This window comes from Mycetohabitans sp. B2 (assembly GCF_021733735.1).
Classification (GTDB): Bacteria; Pseudomonadota; Gammaproteobacteria; order Burkholderiales; family Burkholderiaceae; genus Mycetohabitans; species Mycetohabitans rhizoxinica.
Genome location: NZ_JAHKSP010000016.1, coordinates 45236 through 60472, shown reverse-complemented (window position 1 = coordinate 60472; position 15237 = coordinate 45236). Strand labels below are relative to the sequence as shown.

At 63.6% G+C, this 15237-nt stretch carries 15 protein-coding genes; 10 read left to right on the top strand and 5 right to left on the bottom strand.

The features are described from left to right. Positions 1-159 precede the first annotated feature (159 nt). The 5 genes from KPG66_RS03080 (at position 160) to KPG66_RS03060 (ending at position 6751) form a co-directional block, all read left to right on the top strand. A complete protein-coding gene (locus KPG66_RS03080) occupies positions 160-1566 on the top strand; it encodes an MATE family efflux transporter (RefSeq protein WP_237069972.1) in 1407 nt (468 codons plus the stop codon). A 389-nt stretch (positions 1567-1955) separates the two neighbouring features. Then, complete coding sequence (locus KPG66_RS03075) at positions 1956-3557, top strand: phospholipase D family protein (RefSeq protein WP_422393340.1); 1602 nt, start codon at positions 1956-1958, stop codon at positions 3555-3557. A 64-nt stretch (positions 3558-3621) separates the two neighbouring features. Next, positions 3622-5019: a class II fumarate hydratase gene (gene fumC / locus KPG66_RS03070; RefSeq protein ID WP_041753153.1), complete on the top strand. Its 1398-nt coding sequence runs from the start codon at positions 3622-3624 to the stop codon at positions 5017-5019. 227 nt (positions 5020-5246) lie between these two features. Further along, a complete protein-coding gene (locus tag KPG66_RS03065; protein ID WP_013434502.1) occupies positions 5247-6083 on the top strand; it encodes a thymidylate synthase in 837 nt (278 codons plus the stop codon). Positions 6084-6253: 170 nt separating this feature from the next. After that, positions 6254-6751, top strand: a complete 498-nt coding sequence (locus KPG66_RS03060) for a dihydrofolate reductase (RefSeq protein ID WP_041753151.1) — start codon at positions 6254-6256, stop codon at positions 6749-6751. A gap of 13 nt (positions 6752-6764) precedes the next feature. On the opposite strand, the gene pmbA is transcribed toward KPG66_RS03060, so the two are convergent. Beyond that, positions 6765-8147, bottom strand: coding sequence for a metalloprotease PmbA (pmbA, locus tag KPG66_RS03055; protein ID WP_442929404.1), 1383 nt, complete (start codon positions 8145-8147; stop codon positions 6765-6767). 67 nt (positions 8148-8214) lie between these two features. Here pmbA and yjgA point away from each other — a divergent pair, with 67 nt between their 5' ends. Both yjgA and mog read left to right on the top strand, forming a co-directional pair. Then, positions 8215-8844: a ribosome biogenesis factor YjgA gene (gene yjgA, locus KPG66_RS03050; protein ID WP_237069970.1), complete on the top strand. Its 630-nt coding sequence runs from the start codon at positions 8215-8217 to the stop codon at positions 8842-8844. Then, a complete protein-coding gene (mog, locus tag KPG66_RS03045; RefSeq protein ID WP_370645063.1) occupies positions 8825-9457 on the top strand; it encodes a molybdopterin adenylyltransferase in 633 nt (210 codons plus the stop codon). Before yjgA ends, mog begins: the two co-directional genes overlap by 20 nt. Before the next feature lie 46 nt (positions 9458-9503). Here mog and orn read toward each other — a convergent pair whose 3' ends face one another. Beyond that, entirely contained in the window at positions 9504-10118 is a 615-nt protein-coding gene (orn, locus tag KPG66_RS03040) for an oligoribonuclease (protein WP_237069969.1), read from the bottom strand. A gap of 110 nt (positions 10119-10228) precedes the next feature. Between orn and KPG66_RS03035 the strand changes: the two genes are divergently transcribed. From KPG66_RS03035 to KPG66_RS03025, 3 genes are all read left to right on the top strand, one after another. Further along, positions 10229-11482 (top strand): M48 family metallopeptidase, encoded by a 1254-nt coding sequence (locus KPG66_RS03035; RefSeq protein WP_013434497.1) that lies wholly within the window; start codon positions 10229-10231, stop codon positions 11480-11482. After that, a complete protein-coding gene (gene rsgA / locus KPG66_RS03030; RefSeq protein WP_013434496.1) occupies positions 11479-12453 on the top strand; it encodes a ribosome small subunit-dependent GTPase A in 975 nt (324 codons plus the stop codon). Before KPG66_RS03035 ends, rsgA begins: the two co-directional genes overlap by 4 nt. A gap of 134 nt (positions 12454-12587) precedes the next feature. Continuing rightward, positions 12588-12911, top strand: coding sequence for a putative signal transducing protein (locus KPG66_RS03025; RefSeq protein ID WP_013434495.1), 324 nt, complete (start codon positions 12588-12590; stop codon positions 12909-12911). Between the two features lie 40 nt (positions 12912-12951). On the opposite strand, the gene KPG66_RS03020 is transcribed toward KPG66_RS03025, so the two are convergent. The 3 genes from KPG66_RS03020 to rplS all read right to left on the bottom strand — a co-directional run bounded on the left by KPG66_RS03020 (position 12952) and on the right by rplS (position 15198). Next, positions 12952-13890, bottom strand: a complete 939-nt coding sequence (locus KPG66_RS03020; RefSeq protein WP_041753145.1) for a CobD/CbiB family protein — start codon at positions 13888-13890, stop codon at positions 12952-12954. Positions 13891-14070: 180 nt separating this feature from the next. Next, positions 14071-14745, bottom strand: coding sequence for a CoA pyrophosphatase (locus KPG66_RS03015; protein WP_013434493.1), 675 nt, complete (start codon positions 14743-14745; stop codon positions 14071-14073). Between the two features lie 63 nt (positions 14746-14808). Continuing rightward, positions 14809-15198 (bottom strand): 50S ribosomal protein L19, encoded by a 390-nt coding sequence (gene rplS / locus KPG66_RS03010; RefSeq protein WP_041753143.1) that lies wholly within the window; start codon positions 15196-15198, stop codon positions 14809-14811. Between the last annotated feature and the right edge of the window lie 39 nt (positions 15199-15237).

Genomic DNA, 15237 nt, shown 5'->3' with positions numbered 1-15237 from the left:
GTTTGGATTGTTACCTGTCGTTTCGTTTACCAGCGTTTACTTACAACCGACGGCCGACCCCGTCATTTCGTATTGCGGACACACCAAACCGGGGCTTTTTCCTCAGTAGAGTACGCTGTTAAGATGAAAGATGAGTAATTAACTTCCGATTCGCTTTTAATGACCCATATTGGTACTGCCCAGCGCACGCCGGCACGCCATCACGGCAAGCCTACGCTCGCCCATCATGCGACCGAGACGGCGCGCCTGGCAGCGCCGCTCGCCATCGCGCAGCTGTCGCAAATGGCGATGGGCGTCACCGACACGATCCTGCTTGGCTCGCTGGGTCCCGACGCGCTGGCAGCCGGCGGACTCGGCGCCGCGCTGTTTTTCACTACCATGACCCTGCTACAAGGCGTGCTCCAGTCGGTCAGCGTGACGGTCGCACAAGCGCGCGGCGCCCAGGCAGAGCATCGCGTGCCGTCGATCTACTGGACAGGCCTTGCGCTATCGCTGGTGCTGGCGGTGCCGGCATTCGTGCTGCTGAGCTTCGCAACACCGCTGCTGGTAGCAGCAGGCCAGCCGTCGGCGTTGGCCGAACCTGTCGGCCAATACGCGCGCGTGTTGCGCTGGGCGGCACTGGGCAGCCTGATCGGCATCGGCATGATGCGCGCGTTCCTGCCAGCGATCGGCGCAGCGCGACGGCTGTTGTGGGTATCGGTGGGGGGCGTCGCGTTGAACGGCTTCTTGAACTACGGGTTGATCCAGGGCGCGTGGGGCTTGCCGCGCATGGGGTTTCTCGGCTCCGCGGCGGCCACGACGATCACGGTCTGGCTAACCGCGCTCGTGCTGCTCGCGCTGTTGCACCTGCCCGAGCGATTCCGGCCCTTCGTCGCCGGCTCACGCCGCCCGCGCTGGTCCGTGATGTCCGAATTGCTCTCAGTCGGCTGGCCGGTCGCCGTGACGTACGGTGTCGAGACGATGCTGTTCCTCGCGACGAGCCTGGCGGTGGGCACACTCGGCGCAGCCGCCCTCGCGGCGCACCAGATTGCGCTGAACGTCGCATCGATCACTTTCATGGTGCCGCTGGCCATTGCGCAGGCCGCCAATGTCCGGGTCGGGTACTGGGCGGGCGCACGCCATCCCGTCGAGGCCCGCCGCGCCGGGTTCGTCGCGCTGGCGCTGGGAGGCGGCTTTATGGCGGCGTCCGGCGCCGTGATAACGTGGGTGCCGCACGGCATCATCGCGCTTTATCTAAACCCGCAGGAGCCGTCCAATGCGGCGACGATCTCGCTGGCCGCGTCGCTGCTGGCGGTGGCAGCCGTGTTCCAGATCGTGGACGGACTACAAACCGTTGGAGCCGGTTGCCTGCGTGGACTGCGCGACACGCGCGTGCCCATGCTGCTGGCCGCCACCGGCTACTGGGGCATCGGCTATCCGACCGGCTATTGGCTCACCTTCCATGCCGGCCTAGGCGCGAAGGGATTATGGTGGGGCCTGGCCGCGGGGCTGGCTACGGTCGCGTGCCTAATGGTCGCCCGGTTTTACTGGAAAAGCCGAGCGCTTGGACGTGGCCCCGCGGCATAACGGCGTGGCGGATCGCCCCGGCGACGCCCGCGCGTCACGCGCACACCAGCCGGCAAGCCATACCGGCAACGGGCCAAATTCAAATAAAATGAATATCCGCGCGGAACCGCCGCGCGCAGCGCCACTCAGCGCCACTCAGCGCCATGCAGCGGTGCACAGCGGTGCACAGCGGGGTACAGCGTGAAGCGGCGCGGCAGCAGACGGCACCGCTCGAGTACCGGCGGGTTGCAACCAATACGCCGGCGAGCGCCGGCCAGATCGGAGCAAACGTGAGCGCAAGCGGGTGTCGAACCACGGGCCTTCCGGCTCACACCCGGGTCCCCCGGATGCGCCAGCCGGTCACGGCGACATATGTGGCTACGACCGGCGCGGCGGCACGACGGCGGGCGATGCTGCTGGCCATGCTGCTGCTCGCGATTTCATCGATGCTGTGTGCCGGCTGTACGACGCATCTGCCACAGCCTGGTGCACGTGCAGCGCCGGTGACCCGTGCGCTGTCTGGCGACACCGTCACGCCACTGTCACGTGCCGTGCGGGCAGCCTCGTCGGCCCATGGCGGCCTGGACGGATTCCGCTTGCTCGCCGACGGCACCGACGCGCTGCGAATGCGCATTGCACTCGCGCACGCGGCCACGCGCACATTGGATTTGCAGTACTACATCGCTGAAAAAGACAACACTGGCAAGCTGCTGCTGGCCACGGCGCTTTACGCGGCCGATCATGGCGTGCGCGTGCGCATGCTGGTCGATGACTTGAATTTTAAGGACATCGACAAGACGATGGCCGCGCTGAACCTGCATTCGAGCATCGAGATCCGTGTGTTCAATCCGTTCTCGTGCGCCGATGCCGGCTTGCTGGACAAAATGGCGAACCTGCTGACGAACCTAGACAAGCTGACACACCGGATGCATAACAAGGCGATGATCGCCGACAACCAGATCGCGATCATCGGCGGACGCAATCTTGGCGATGCCTACTTCAACGCCAGCGCAGATCTGGACTTCCGAGATCTGGACGTGTTCGCCGCCGGCCCGATCGTCGCTGGGATCTCGGCAAGCTTTGACGAGTACTGGAACAGCGACCTGGCCTATCCACTCAGGGCGCTGAACCGGCAGCACTTCGCTGCGCGCGATATCGAGAAGGTGCGCGTGGAGTTGCGTCAGCACTGGCGGCAGGCTGCCGATGCGTTCGGCGCAAGGCCGCTGAATGCGACGCCGCTCGCGCAGCAGATCCGTCTCGGCCAGTTGGGCCTGACGTGGGCGCCTGCACAACTCGCTGTTGATTCCCCGCGCAAGGCGAAGCTGCCGGTCGGGCACTATGAGAGTGCGCCGATCAAGCGCCTGATGGAACGGGTTCTTGCCGCGCGCAGCGAAGTGCTGGCGATTTCGCCGTACTTCGTGCCCCACGATAGCGTCGTCGCCTTGACGCGTCAATTGGTCGGCCGTGGCGTGCGGGTGGCGGTACTGACTAATTCGCTAGCAGCGACCGACGCCCCCGCCGTGCAGGCAGGCTATGCACCGTACCGCGAACCGCTGTTGCGCGCCGGCGCACAGCTCTACGAATTCAAGTCGACCGCGCGCAACGGCCGTGCAACGCCCGGCATCAGCGGCTCCCGCTCCCGCTCGAGCCTGCACACGAAAGCCTATGTGATCGATCGCGAGACACTGGTCATCGGCTCGATGAACCTCGACCCTCGCTCAATCCATTTGAATACGGAGTTAGCGTTGTTCATCCATAGCAAGGCGCTCGCCGAGCAGCAGGCGCGGCTGTTCGAACGCGCGATCGCCCCCGCATTCAGCTACCAGCTGCGCCTGGCCACGCCCGAGGAACAGGCCCAGTTGCGCACCATCGGCGCGCCGGCTTCACCGCTCATCTGGACCGACGTCGAGGATGGGCATGTCGTCACGTACAACTTCGACCCGAACGCCGGCCTCGCACGCAATGTGCTCACCGGTTTGTTTTTCGTCCTGCCGCTGCGTGAACAACTGTGAACGGCCACCACGGCAGCCCTGTTCGATCACCATGGACCCCGTGTCCGCATTGCTGGAGCATAAAATGACAGAGAACGTCAGGATGGAACGCGACACGTTTGGCGCCATCGCCGTGCCTGCCGACCGGCTGTGGGGGGCGCAAACTCAACGATCGCTGCAACATTTCAAGATCTCCACGGAGAAGCAGCCAGCGGAGCTAATTCACGCGCTGGCGATCGTCAAACGCGCCGCAGCTGAAGTCAACGAAGCGCTTGGCGTGCTGCCCGCCGACAAGGCAAGCGCAATCATTGCCGTGGCAGATGAGATCCTCGCCGGCGAGCACGCGGCGCAATTCCCGCTAGCGGTTTGGCAAACGGGTTCGGGTACGCAAACTAACATGAACCTGAACGAGGTGATCGCCAACCGCGCGAGCGAGCATCTGGGCGGTGAACGCGGCGAGGCGCGCCTGGTGCATCCGAACGACGACGTGAATCGCGGCCAGTCGTCCAACGACGTGTTCCCGACCGCGATGCATATCGCCGCCGCGCAAGGCATCGTGACACGGCTCAAGCCGGCGCTGATTAAGCTGCGCGACACGCTCGCGCACAAGTGCGCCGCTTTTGCCGACATCGTGAAGATTGGCCGCACGCACCTGCAGGATGCCACGCCGCTGACGCTGGGCCAGGAGTTTTCAGGCTACATCGCCCAACTCGATCAGGGGATGCGCCATCTGGACGCGACGCTGCCCCATCTGTACGAACTCGCGCTTGGCGGCACCGCAGTCGGCACCGGATTGAACGCCCATCCGCAATTCGCGCAAAAGGTCGCTGCAGCCATCGGCCGGCTCACCGGACTGCCGTTCGTCACCGCACCAAACAAGTTCGAGGTGATGGCCGCAGCCGACGCGCTGGTGGCCGCACACGGCGCGCTGAAAACGCTCGCCGCCAGCCTGATGAAGATCGCCAACGACATCCGCTGGCTCGCGTCGGGACCCCGCTGCGGGTTGGGTGAGATCACAATCCCCGAAAACGAGCCGGGCAGCTCGATCATGCCGGGCAAGGTCAATCCAACCCAGGCAGAAGCGCTGACGATGCTGTGCTGCCAGGTCTTTGGCAATGACGTCGCCGTCAATTTCGGCGGCGCGAGCGGCAATTTTGAACTCAACGTTTTCCGGCCAATGATTGCGCACAATGTGCTGCAATCGATTCGGCTGCTGACCGACGGCATGCTGAGCTTCAACGATCACTGCGCGAGCGGCATCGAGCCAAACCGGGCACGGATCGACGCGCTGCTCAACGAGTCGCTGATGCTGGTCACCGCGCTGAACCCGCACATCGGCTATGACAAGGCGGCACACATCGCCAAGAAGGCACACCACGAAGGCACCACGCTGAAGGCCGCCGCGCTGGCGCTCGGCTATCTGACTTCTGAGCAGTTCGATGAGTGGGTTCGACCGCGGGACATGGTCGGCACACGCGACTAGCCGAACCGACACGCTGTCCAGCCGCGCGCAGCCGCTGCAACACACGGCCACGCAGGCCACGGCAAGCAGCGCAAAGCGTTCTTTCGACACAACGACCGCATGACGGCGATGGCTGGACAAGCACACGATTTGAGTTCAACCGGCGCGTTTTCCCCGGTCACGTAAAATAGTGCATTTGCCGTTTCCAGCCACTTTCCCCGACCGGGCCTGCAACCCGGTTCCAGACCATGGATGCACCGTACCTGTCTATTCTCAAGGATCTGCTCGAACGCGGCACGCTCAAGAGCGACCGCACCGGCACGGGCACGCGCTCACTGTTCGGCGTGTCGTACCGGCATGACTTATCCACCGGTTTCCCGCTGCTGACCACCAAGAAACTGCACGTGCGCTCGATCCTGCACGAGTTGCTATGGTTCCTGCGCGGGGATACGAACATCCGCTACCTGCATGAGAACGGTGTGACGATCTGGGACGAATGGGCCACGCCCGACGGCGAACTCGGCCCCGTGTACGGCGCGCAGTGGCGGTCGTGGCGCAATCCCGACGGCACCCGGACCGACCAGGTACAGGCGCTGCTCGACTCGCTGCGCACGAAGCCGGACAGCCGCCGGCACATCCTTAACGCATGGAACGTGTCGTTTCTGCCCGACGAGTCGAAGTCCCCCGAGCAAAATGCGCTGGAGGGCCGCATGTCGCTGCCGCCGTGTCACATCCTGTACCAGTTCTACATCGCCGAGGGCAAGCTGAGCTGCATGCTGACCCAGCGTTCCGGCGATTGGTTCCTCGGCATCCCATATAACTGCGCGTCGGTGGCGTTTCTCACCCATATGATCGCGCAGCAACTGGGCTTGCAGCCCGGCGAAATCGTCCATTCAATCGGTGACGCTCACCTGTACCTGAACCACGTCGAACAGGCCCGGCTGCAGCTCACCCGCACGCCACGGCCGCTACCCCGGCTGATCATCAAGCGAGAGCCGGACACCCTGTTCGATTACCGTTTCGAAGACTTCGAGATCGCCGGCTACGACCCGCATCCCCATATTGCCGCACCGATCGCGGTGTAGCCTGACGGCACCGGGGGGTGAGCGATCCCAGCCCGGGCCGGCCAGCGGCGTCAACCGCGACGGCCGTGTTCATGTCCGCCGCCGCTCGTCGAATGCTGAGCCGCAGTCAGCTACAATCGGGCACGCGGGGCGAGCCCCGCGCCCCTGCCTGTCCAACTCACGGTGGATCAATGACGACGCTTTACCTGATCGTCGCGCGCGCACGCAACGGCGTGATCGGACGCGACAACGCGCTGCCATGGCGGCTGCCCGAGGATCTTGCGCACTTTAAGCGCACCACGATGGGTGCGCCGCTGATCATGGGGCGCAAGACCCACGAGTCGATTGGGCGCGCGCTGCCGGGCCGCCGCAACATCGTCGTGACGCACGATGCGACGCGACGTTTCGAGGGCTGTGACACCGTCACGAGCCTGGACGCGGCGCTCGCGCTGTGCGAAACGCTGCATGCACCGCTTGCCTACCTGATCGGCGGCGCCCAGTTGTATCGCGAGGGCATCGGACGCGCCGGGCGATTGATCGTCACCGAGATCGATCACGCGTTCGAAGGCGACGCGACGTTTGCCGCGCCGTCACCGGAGCACTGGCGGGAGGTGTCGCGCGAAACCCATCGCGCGGCCCCACCGAACGACTTCGACTACGCGTTCGTCGAATACGAAAGGATCCGCTGATACGCCGCGGGACTCACTGGCCAGCAATCGTCATTTGCTCGATCAGCACCGAGCCGGTTTCTTTCGTTCCGCGCACGATCTTGTCGGCGCCGATCGCGACGATTTGCGCAAACATCTGCTGCAGCGTACTGGCGACCGTGATCTCCTCGACCGGATACTGGATCTGGCCATTCTCGACCCAGAATCCGGACGCGCCACGCGAATAGTCGCCCGTAACATAGTTCACCCCCTGCCCCATCAACTCGGTCAACAGCAGCCCCGTGCCGAGCTTGCGCAACATCGCGCGGAAATTGTCGTCTTCGCGCGTGAACGTGCTGGTCAATGACAGATTGTGCGAGCCGCCGGCATTGCCGGTAGTTTTCATGCCCAGCTTGCGAGCCGAATACGTCGACAGGAAATACCCTTGTACGACGCCGTCGCGCACGACATCGCGCCGCGTGGTGCGTACACCCTCCTCGTCAAACGGGGCACTGCCCAGCGCGCGGGGCACATGCGGATCCTCGCGCACCTGCACGTGCGGCGCGAATACAGGCTTGCCCAGCGAGTCGGTCAGAAAGCTCGTCTTGCGATATAACGCCCCGCCGCTGGTCGCCTGCACGAACGCACCCAGCAGCCCGACGGCGAGCGGCGCCTCGAACAACACCGGGCATTTTCGAGTCCCGAGCCGGCGCGCGCCGATACGCGCCAACGCACGCTCGGCAGCATAGCGGCCCACCGCTTCGGGCGAGGCCAATTGCGCTGCGCAGCGGCGTGACGTGTACCAGTCGTCACGCTGCATCTGCTGGCCGCTGCCGGCAATCGGCGCGCATGCGATAGCGTGCCGCGAATACGGATAGCCGCCGACAAAACCGCGGGAGGTAGCCAGCACGAACTGCGAATGCTGCGCCGACACGCTCGCGCCTTCGCTGTTGCGGATCCGCGGGTCGGTGTCGAAGGCCGCCTGTTCGGCGCGGCGCGCGATCTCGACCGCGTCGTCGGCATGTAGCTCCCACGGGTGGAACAAATCCAAATCCAGCGGGTGCATCTCGAGCAACTCCGCTTCGGCAAGCCCGGCGCAGTTGTCCTCTGCGGTAAACCGCGCGATGTTGTACGCGGCCGATACCGTATCACGCAGTGCTGCCGGCGAGAAATCGGAGGTGCTCGCGTTGCCGCGCTTGTTGCCGATGAATACGGTCACCCCCATCGTCTTGTCGCGGTTGTGCTCGATCGTCTCGACCTCGCCTCGCCGTACTGACACCGACAAGCCGTCGCCTTCTGAGATCTCGGTCGCGGCATCGGTTGCGCCGAGCGCTTTTGCGTGCCGTAGTATGTCCGCCGCGATGTCCTTCAGTTGCGCCTGGGTGTGCGGAAACACGCGCTGGTGTGCTGCCATGTCAGTTCGATCCTCGGTTTTCATGATGCGATCATAACAAGCCGTTTGCCCAACCGCGAGGACGGCACGCGGTACGCGCTAAAATACGCGCATGACGCGCAAGACACGAACCACGACAGCAACGCAGCCGCAACCGCTCGCCGACCACCAGGGCGGCCGCGATGACACGCGGCCGAGCAAATCGCAACTCAAACGGGAAATGACGGCGCTACAGGCGCTTGGCGCCGAGATTGTTGACCTGCCCAAGGATGCGCTTAAGCGCATGCCGTTACCCGAGGACCTAGCCGATGCGATACGCGAAGCGCGCCGCATCACCGACCATGAGGGCAAGCGGCGGCAATTGCAGTATGTGGGACGACTGATGCGCGGCCTGACAGCCACCGACGTGGCGGCGCTGCGCAACGCGCTGGACACATATAACGGCACGAACAAAGCCGAGACGGCGCGATTGCACTGGATCGAGCGCACCCGCGCGCAGTTGCTCGCGAGCGACGAGGCGTTGACCGAGTTTTTACGCACCCATCCGGGCGCCGACGTCCAGCAAGGCCGCACGCTGATCCGCAATGCGCGGCGCGAGGCGGCCCAAGGCAAGCCGCCGCGCTATTTTAGAGAACTGTTCCAGTGGATCAAAGAAGTGGCCGGTGATGCGGATCCGCGCGCCGAACACGCCGGGATCCCCGCTTCTTCCGACGACGAGCAAGATGATGACGACACCGCATGACCGTGCCAACAAACTGGTCGTCGGCCTGGTTTCGATCAGCGACCGTGCCAGTGCCGGCGTCTATGAGGACCAGGGCATCCCCGCGCTACAGGCATGGCTGAGCGACACGCTCACGAGTGCGTGGCAGGCACACACGCGGCTGATCGCCGACGATGCAGCCACCATCTCACGCACGCTGACCGAGCTTGTGGACGAGGCCCGCTGCGACCTCGTGCTCACCACGGGCGGCACCGGCCCCGCCCGGCGCGACGTCACGCCGGAGGCCACGCTGGCGGTGGGCACTCGGACGATGCCCGGTTTTGGCGAGCAAATGCGCCAGATCAGCCTGCATTTCGTGCCGACGGCGATTCTGTCGCGCCAAGTGGCGGTCATTCGCGAAACGGCCGATCATGCGGCGCTGATTGTGAACCTGCCCGGCCAGCCGAAGTCGATCCGTGAAACACTCGAGGGCGTGCGCGACGCGCAGGGGAACGTGATCGTCAATGGCATCTTCGCCGCCGTGCCGTACTGCATCGACCTGATTGGCGGCCCGTATATCGAAACCGACCCGGCGCATGTGATCGCATTCCGGCCCAAGAGCGCGATCCGGCAAAAGCCGCCGGCCGCAACCTGAGCGCAGGCGGCGCGGACCCGGCCGCTTGTGCGGCGCAGCCGGCTCGTCAGCCCACTTGCGGCATCACGGCGGCGTCGGGCGCGCGCAGGAAATGCTCGCGGTAGTACTTCAATTCGTCAATCGACTCATGGATGTCGGCCAGCGCGGTATGCAAGGCACGCTTCTGGAATCCCTTGTAGACCGCCGGCTGCCAGCGGCGGCACAACTCCTTCAGCGTGCTCACGTCGAGATTGCGATAGTGAAAGAACGCCTCGAGTTCCGGCATCCAGCGCGCCATGAAACGACGGTCCTGGCAAATCGAGTTGCCACACATCGGCGACTTGCCAGCCGGCACATATTGCGACAGGAACGCGAGCAATTGCGCGGCCGCATCAGCTTCGGTGACCGACGATGCACGAACCCGTTCGATCAGGCCCGAGCGGCCATGCGTGTTCTTGTTCCATTGGTCCATCGCATCCAGCGTCGAATCCGACTGATGGATCGCCAGTACCGGACCTTCGACGGCCACCGTCAGGTTCGAATCGGTGACCACCACCGCGACCTCGATGATCCGGTCGGTGTTCGGCAGCAAGCCGGTCATCTCCATATCCAGCCAGATCAAGTTGAATTCACTCTTGGCCAACACGGGCTGGCCGCCAGGTTGCTGCAGGTCGGGACTCATTCAAACGCCTTAAAATGGATTCCTCGCTATTTTGCCCGAAGCGCCGCAGCGGCGACACCCGCGGCGAACGTGCGAGAATAGATGCATTACAGCGTTCCCACGGATAACGGATGTTTACGTTCCTCTTTGTCGTCGCGCTCGTCGCCATGATCGCCACCCGGCTGTGGCTCGCAAGCCGACAGATCCGGCACGTCGCCAACCATCGCCATGCGGTCCCGGACGGATTCCGCGACACGATCTCGCTGCAGGCCCACCAGCGCGCGGCCGACTATACGATATCGCTGACACGGCTCGCCATGCTGGAGCTCGGCGTGGGCGGCGCGTTGCTGGTCGCGTTGACGTTGTTGGGCGGCCTGCAATGGTTGGATACCCTGCTCAGTGGATGGCTGGGTCGCGGCTATGCAGGTCAGATTGCGCTGGTGACCACGGTCGCTGTCATCATCGGACTGGTCGATTTGCCGTTCGACTATGCGCGGCACTTTGTCATCGAGGCACGGTTCGGCTTCAACAGGATGTCGCGCAAGCTTTTTTTTGCCGACCTGGTGAAGGGAACGTTGCTCGGCGCGCTAATCGGCCTGCCGCTGTTGTTCGTCGTGCTGTGGCTGATGCAGCAGGCCGGCGCGATGTGGTGGATCTGGGCTTGGCTCGTCTGGGTCACGTTCAGCGTCGGCGTGCTGGTCCTATACCCAAGCGTAATCGCGCCGCTGTTCAACAAGTTCGAGCCGCTGACCGACGCATCGTTGCGTGAGCGCATCGAGTCGTTGATGCACCGCTGCGGCTTCGCCGCCAAAGGGCTGTTCGTGATGGACGGCAGCCGGCGCTCCGCGCATGGCAATGCCTACTTTACCGGCTTTGGCACGGCCAAGCGGATCGTGTTCTTCGACACGCTGCTCAGCCGGCTCGATGGCAGCGAGATCGAGGCGGTGTTGGCGCACGAACTCGGTCATTTCAAGCACCGGCACGTGCTGAAACGCATGATCATCACATTTGCATTGTCATTCGTGCTGCTTGCGTTGCTCGGCTGGCTCGCCCAACGTCCGTGGTTCTACACGAGCCTGGGCGTGACGCCGTCGATGACCGGCTCGAACGACGCACTTGCCTTGATCCTGTTCTGTCTCGTGATGCCGGTCTTCCTGTTTTTTGTGACGCCGCTCACCAGCCTATCGTCGCGCAAGCATGAGTTCGAGGCCGACGCCTTCGCTGCGACGCAGGCACGCGCGCAGGATTTGATCAGCGCGCTGGTCAAGCTCTATCAGGACAATGCGTCGACGCTGACGCCCGACCCGGTCTACTCTGCATTCTATTACTCCCACCCGCCCGCGGCGCAGCGCATCGAACGGCTGCTGGCGCACGCGCGTACATGAGCAGCCACGCAGCGCGCGGCGCACCGCGTCACACGGGCCCGACAACACAACGCGGCAACGATCACGACCAGATAGGGGGGCCCGGCAAGGGCCGGGTCATCGCCGCACATGGCCGGCACTATGTGGTTCAGCCCGACAGTGGTGGCTCGCTACTGCAGTGCTTTCCACGCGGCAAAAAGAGTGAAGTCGCCGTGGGCGACCGCGTCAGCTTCGAGACGACCTCCGCGGACCAGGGGGTCATCGTCGCGACCGATGCACGACGCAACCTGCTGTTTCGCTCGGACCAGTTCAAGTCGAAGCTCTTTGCCGCCAATCTCGATCAATTGCTGATCGTACTGGCCACCGAGCCGCATTTCAGCGAGGACCTACTTGGCCGCGCGCTGGTGGCGGCCGAAGCCCATCAGCTCGAGCCGGTGGTACTGTTGAACAAAGCCGACTTACTCGCCGCACTGCCGCTTGCCCGCAAACGTGTCGCATCCTACGCGGCACTCGGCTACCGGATCGTCGAGGTGTCCGCGACCAGTGCCGCCGATGCCACGCACGCCACGCTCGCACCGTTGCTCGCCCATCGCGCTACGCTGCTGCTCGGCCAGTCCGGTATGGGCAAGTCAACGCTGGTGAATCTGCTGGTGCCGTACGCGAACGCCGCGACGCGCGACATTTCATCGGCGCTGAACAGCGGCCGTCATACCACCACGTTCACTCGCTGGTATACGTTACCGAGCGGTGGGGCGTTGATCGACTCGCCAGGTTTTCAGGAGTTCGGACTGTATCATTTGACCGAGGGCCAACTCGAACGCGCCTTTCCCGAATTCCGCCCGCTACTCGGCGGTTGCCGCTTCTACAATTGCCATCATTTGCACGAGCCGGGCTGTGCGATACTGGACGCGGTGGCGCAAGGCCGCATCGCACCGGCACGCCATGCGTTGTATGCGCAACTGCTGCACGAAGCAAGCCAGGTGGTCCGATAGCACGCCGTGAGTGGTTCGATAGCACACCGTAGGTGGTTCGATAGCACGCCGTGGGTGTGGTTCGATACCGTGGTCGAGCCGGTAGATGCCAGCGCGCCCGCGCCATGCCACGTTGACTGCCGCAGGAGATTTGAATGGTCATCCTGACGAAAGCGCCTAATGTGGTGATCGCACAGCACTGGATCAATGTGCTGTCGACCGCAGGCATCCGCTGTGAAATGCACAATCGATATCTGCACGGGGCGCTCGGCGAGATTCCGGCCGATCAATGCGCGCCGGAGCTATGGCTCGTCGATGAGCGCGATGCGCCGCTTGCGCGACACATTCTGCTCGCGGTGACGAACAATGCCGGTGTTCGACAGCCGCAATGGCGCTGCCCACGCTGTGGCGAAACGCTTGAAGCACAATTCACGCTGTGCTGGCAGTGCGGCACCCCTCGCGATCTACGCGACGGTTGATGCAGCGCGGGTGCGTCACGATGCGGCTAGTGCTACTAGCCTAGCCGACCCACACCGCCACGGTCAGCATCAGCAACAATAGCATCCACAGGATGACGGCGCGCCAGACGAGGCCCACCGCCGATTGCAATGTCCGCGGCGTGCAATCCTCGCCCACCGGCACCGGGCTGCCATCGGTGGAGGACAACGCGTCGACGCTGGACGGCTCAGCTAGCGGGCCAGCCAGCCGTGCCCCTAGTGCGCCGCTGCCGGCGGACAGCAACACGCCCTCGTTTGGATCCGGCCACTGCTGCGCGGTATTGCGCCAAGCGTAAATCGCGTCCTCGAAGTTGCCCACGATCGCGAAACCCATGGCGGTCAGCCGCGCCGGCATCCAGTCGATGAAAAAGAACGCCTGCCGCGCAAACGCGGCGAATGCTGGCGTGCGGTCCGATACCGTATCGTTCCAGGTCCGCGCCAAATGCTCAGCCACCCGATAGAGGACGGCACCGGCCGGTCCGAGCGGCACGACGAACCAGAAGAACACGCCAAACACATGCCGGTGCGACGCGATCACCGCGCGAATCAGCGTATGGCGCACGATCTCGCTAACCGGCATGTCCACCGTGTCCAGGCCCGTCCACTGCGCGAGGATTTCACGCGCGCGCGGCACGTCATCGTTGTTCAGTGCGAGATGAATGTCGGTGAAATAATGGCTGAATTGTCGGAAGCCGAGCGTCAAATAGACGATCACCACATTCCAGAGAAACGCCAGTACAAAACTGATCCGATACAACAGGTAGTAGATCAGCGCGACCGCCAAGGTCCATGGAACAGCGACGGAAAGCCACGCAAGCAATCCGTGCTTGCGCTTGCCGGCATCGAACGCTTGCCCCGCACTGGCCGCGTGATAGTGAAGCAGCATCGACACGGGATTGTGCGGCGACAGCGCCCGCAACTGTTCAATGATCAGAGCCAGCAATACGGAAAAAAAGGTCATGCGCAGCGCCGTAATACGGTTTGGTACAAGCGTACCGATAAAGATGGCGTAAAGATAGCACAGTGCCTTGGCTCGGCGCTCATTGATCTGGAACTTGTTACGTAGACACGATAGACAGCAGATGGACAACGCTGGCCACGATACGATACAGCCGTGCGGCGCGCGACGGGACGCGCGCTGCTAAGCGGCTAGGAACCGATACAGGTTGCGCAGCATACCTGCGGTGGCGCCCCAGATGAAATAGTCACCGCGGCCGTCCAATCGTGGGTACGGCATCGCAAAAAAACGGTACTCGGCATTTTCCGAACGAAAAACGCGTACTTGATGATGGGACGGATCCATTAGAAAGGCGAGCGGCACCTCGAAAATCTCTGCCACTTCATAGCCGTCGGCCACTGTCGAAAAGGGCGGATGGACCAAGCCGACGACCGGCGTGACGCGAAATCCCGTGCCGGTCAGGTATTCGGGCAATGTCCCCAACACCTCGACGCGATCCCCCGGCAGGCCAACTTCTTCCCGTGCCTCACGCAAGGCCGTCGCTGTCGCGTCTGCGTCATCCGGCTCGTGTCGCCCGCCCGGAAAACTGACTTGCCCGGCATGGTCGGTCAGCATGTCTCCGCGCTGCGTCAACAACACCGTGACGTCGTCGCGAACCACCAACGGCACCAGCACCGCGGCCTGCCGCGGGTCGCCGCGTGTCCAGCGCACCTCATGCGGCTCCGCAGTCCAGGTGAGTTCCTGCTGGAACCGCTCACGCAAGCCGCGCGGCGTCAACCGGCCCGGAGCGACCGGCGCCAAGCGCGTATCGCTCGACTCGACAGGCAGTAACTCAGGATTGAAGATCGGCCGGCTCATGGTGCAATAGGACCACCAACGAAAAAAGCACCCCAGCGGGGGTGCTTTTTTCCGGTGCTGCCCTTACTCCTTGGACGCTGCACGTTCCTTGTTGTACGACAGCTTTTCCTTGATCCGAGCGGACTTGCCCGAACGCTCGCGCAGGTAGTACAGCTTCGCACGGCGCACGTCGCCACGGCGCTTCACGACAATGCCTGCGATCAGTGGCGAGTACGTTTGAAACGTCCGCTCGACGCCTTCGCCCGACGAAATCTTGCGGACGATGAACGACGAGTTCAGGCCACGATTGCGCTTCGCAATCACCACGCCTTCATACGCTTGAACACGCTTACGATTGCCTTCGACCACGTTCACGTTGACGACGACCGTGTCACCCGGCGCAAAGGCCGGGATGGTCTTGCCCGCGAGCACGCGCTCGATTTCTTCCTGCTCGAGTTTTGCAATCAGATTCATGATTGACTCCTGTGACCATCTTGCCGGCGTTTTCTTACC

What these genes read in the sequence shown, in the direction of transcription:
- pmbA (WP_442929404.1), bottom strand. Translation starts at nt 8,147, where the DNA reads ATGAAAACCGAGGATCGAACTGACATGGCAGCACACCAGCGCGTGTTT.
- KPG66_RS03035 (WP_013434497.1), top strand. Translation starts at nt 10,229, where the DNA reads ATGTTTACGTTCCTCTTTGTCGTCGCGCTCGTCGCCATGATCGCCACC.
- KPG66_RS03020 (WP_041753145.1), bottom strand. Translation starts at nt 13,890, where the DNA reads ATGACCTTTTTTTCCGTATTGCTGGCTCTGATCATTGAACAGTTGCGG.
- fumC (WP_041753153.1), top strand. Translation starts at nt 3,622, where the DNA reads ATGACAGAGAACGTCAGGATGGAACGCGACACGTTTGGCGCCATCGCC.
- KPG66_RS03025 (WP_013434495.1), top strand. Translation starts at nt 12,588, where the DNA reads ATGGTCATCCTGACGAAAGCGCCTAATGTGGTGATCGCACAGCACTGG.
- yjgA (WP_237069970.1), top strand. Translation starts at nt 8,215, where the DNA reads ATGACGCGCAAGACACGAACCACGACAGCAACGCAGCCGCAACCGCTC.
- rplS (WP_041753143.1), bottom strand. Translation starts at nt 15,198, where the DNA reads ATGAATCTGATTGCAAAACTCGAGCAGGAAGAAATCGAGCGCGTGCTC.
- mog (WP_370645063.1), top strand. Translation starts at nt 8,825, where the DNA reads ATGATGACGACACCGCATGACCGTGCCAACAAACTGGTCGTCGGCCTG.
- KPG66_RS03060 (WP_041753151.1), top strand. Translation starts at nt 6,254, where the DNA reads ATGACGACGCTTTACCTGATCGTCGCGCGCGCACGCAACGGCGTGATC.
- KPG66_RS03065 (WP_013434502.1), top strand. Translation starts at nt 5,247, where the DNA reads ATGGATGCACCGTACCTGTCTATTCTCAAGGATCTGCTCGAACGCGGC.
- orn (WP_237069969.1), bottom strand. Translation starts at nt 10,118, where the DNA reads ATGAGTCCCGACCTGCAGCAACCTGGCGGCCAGCCCGTGTTGGCCAAG.
- KPG66_RS03075 (WP_422393340.1), top strand. Translation starts at nt 1,956, where the DNA reads ATGCTGCTGGCCATGCTGCTGCTCGCGATTTCATCGATGCTGTGTGCC.
- rsgA (WP_013434496.1), top strand. Translation starts at nt 11,479, where the DNA reads ATGAGCAGCCACGCAGCGCGCGGCGCACCGCGTCACACGGGCCCGACA.
- KPG66_RS03080 (WP_237069972.1), top strand. Translation starts at nt 160, where the DNA reads ATGACCCATATTGGTACTGCCCAGCGCACGCCGGCACGCCATCACGGC.
- KPG66_RS03015 (WP_013434493.1), bottom strand. Translation starts at nt 14,745, where the DNA reads ATGAGCCGGCCGATCTTCAATCCTGAGTTACTGCCTGTCGAGTCGAGC.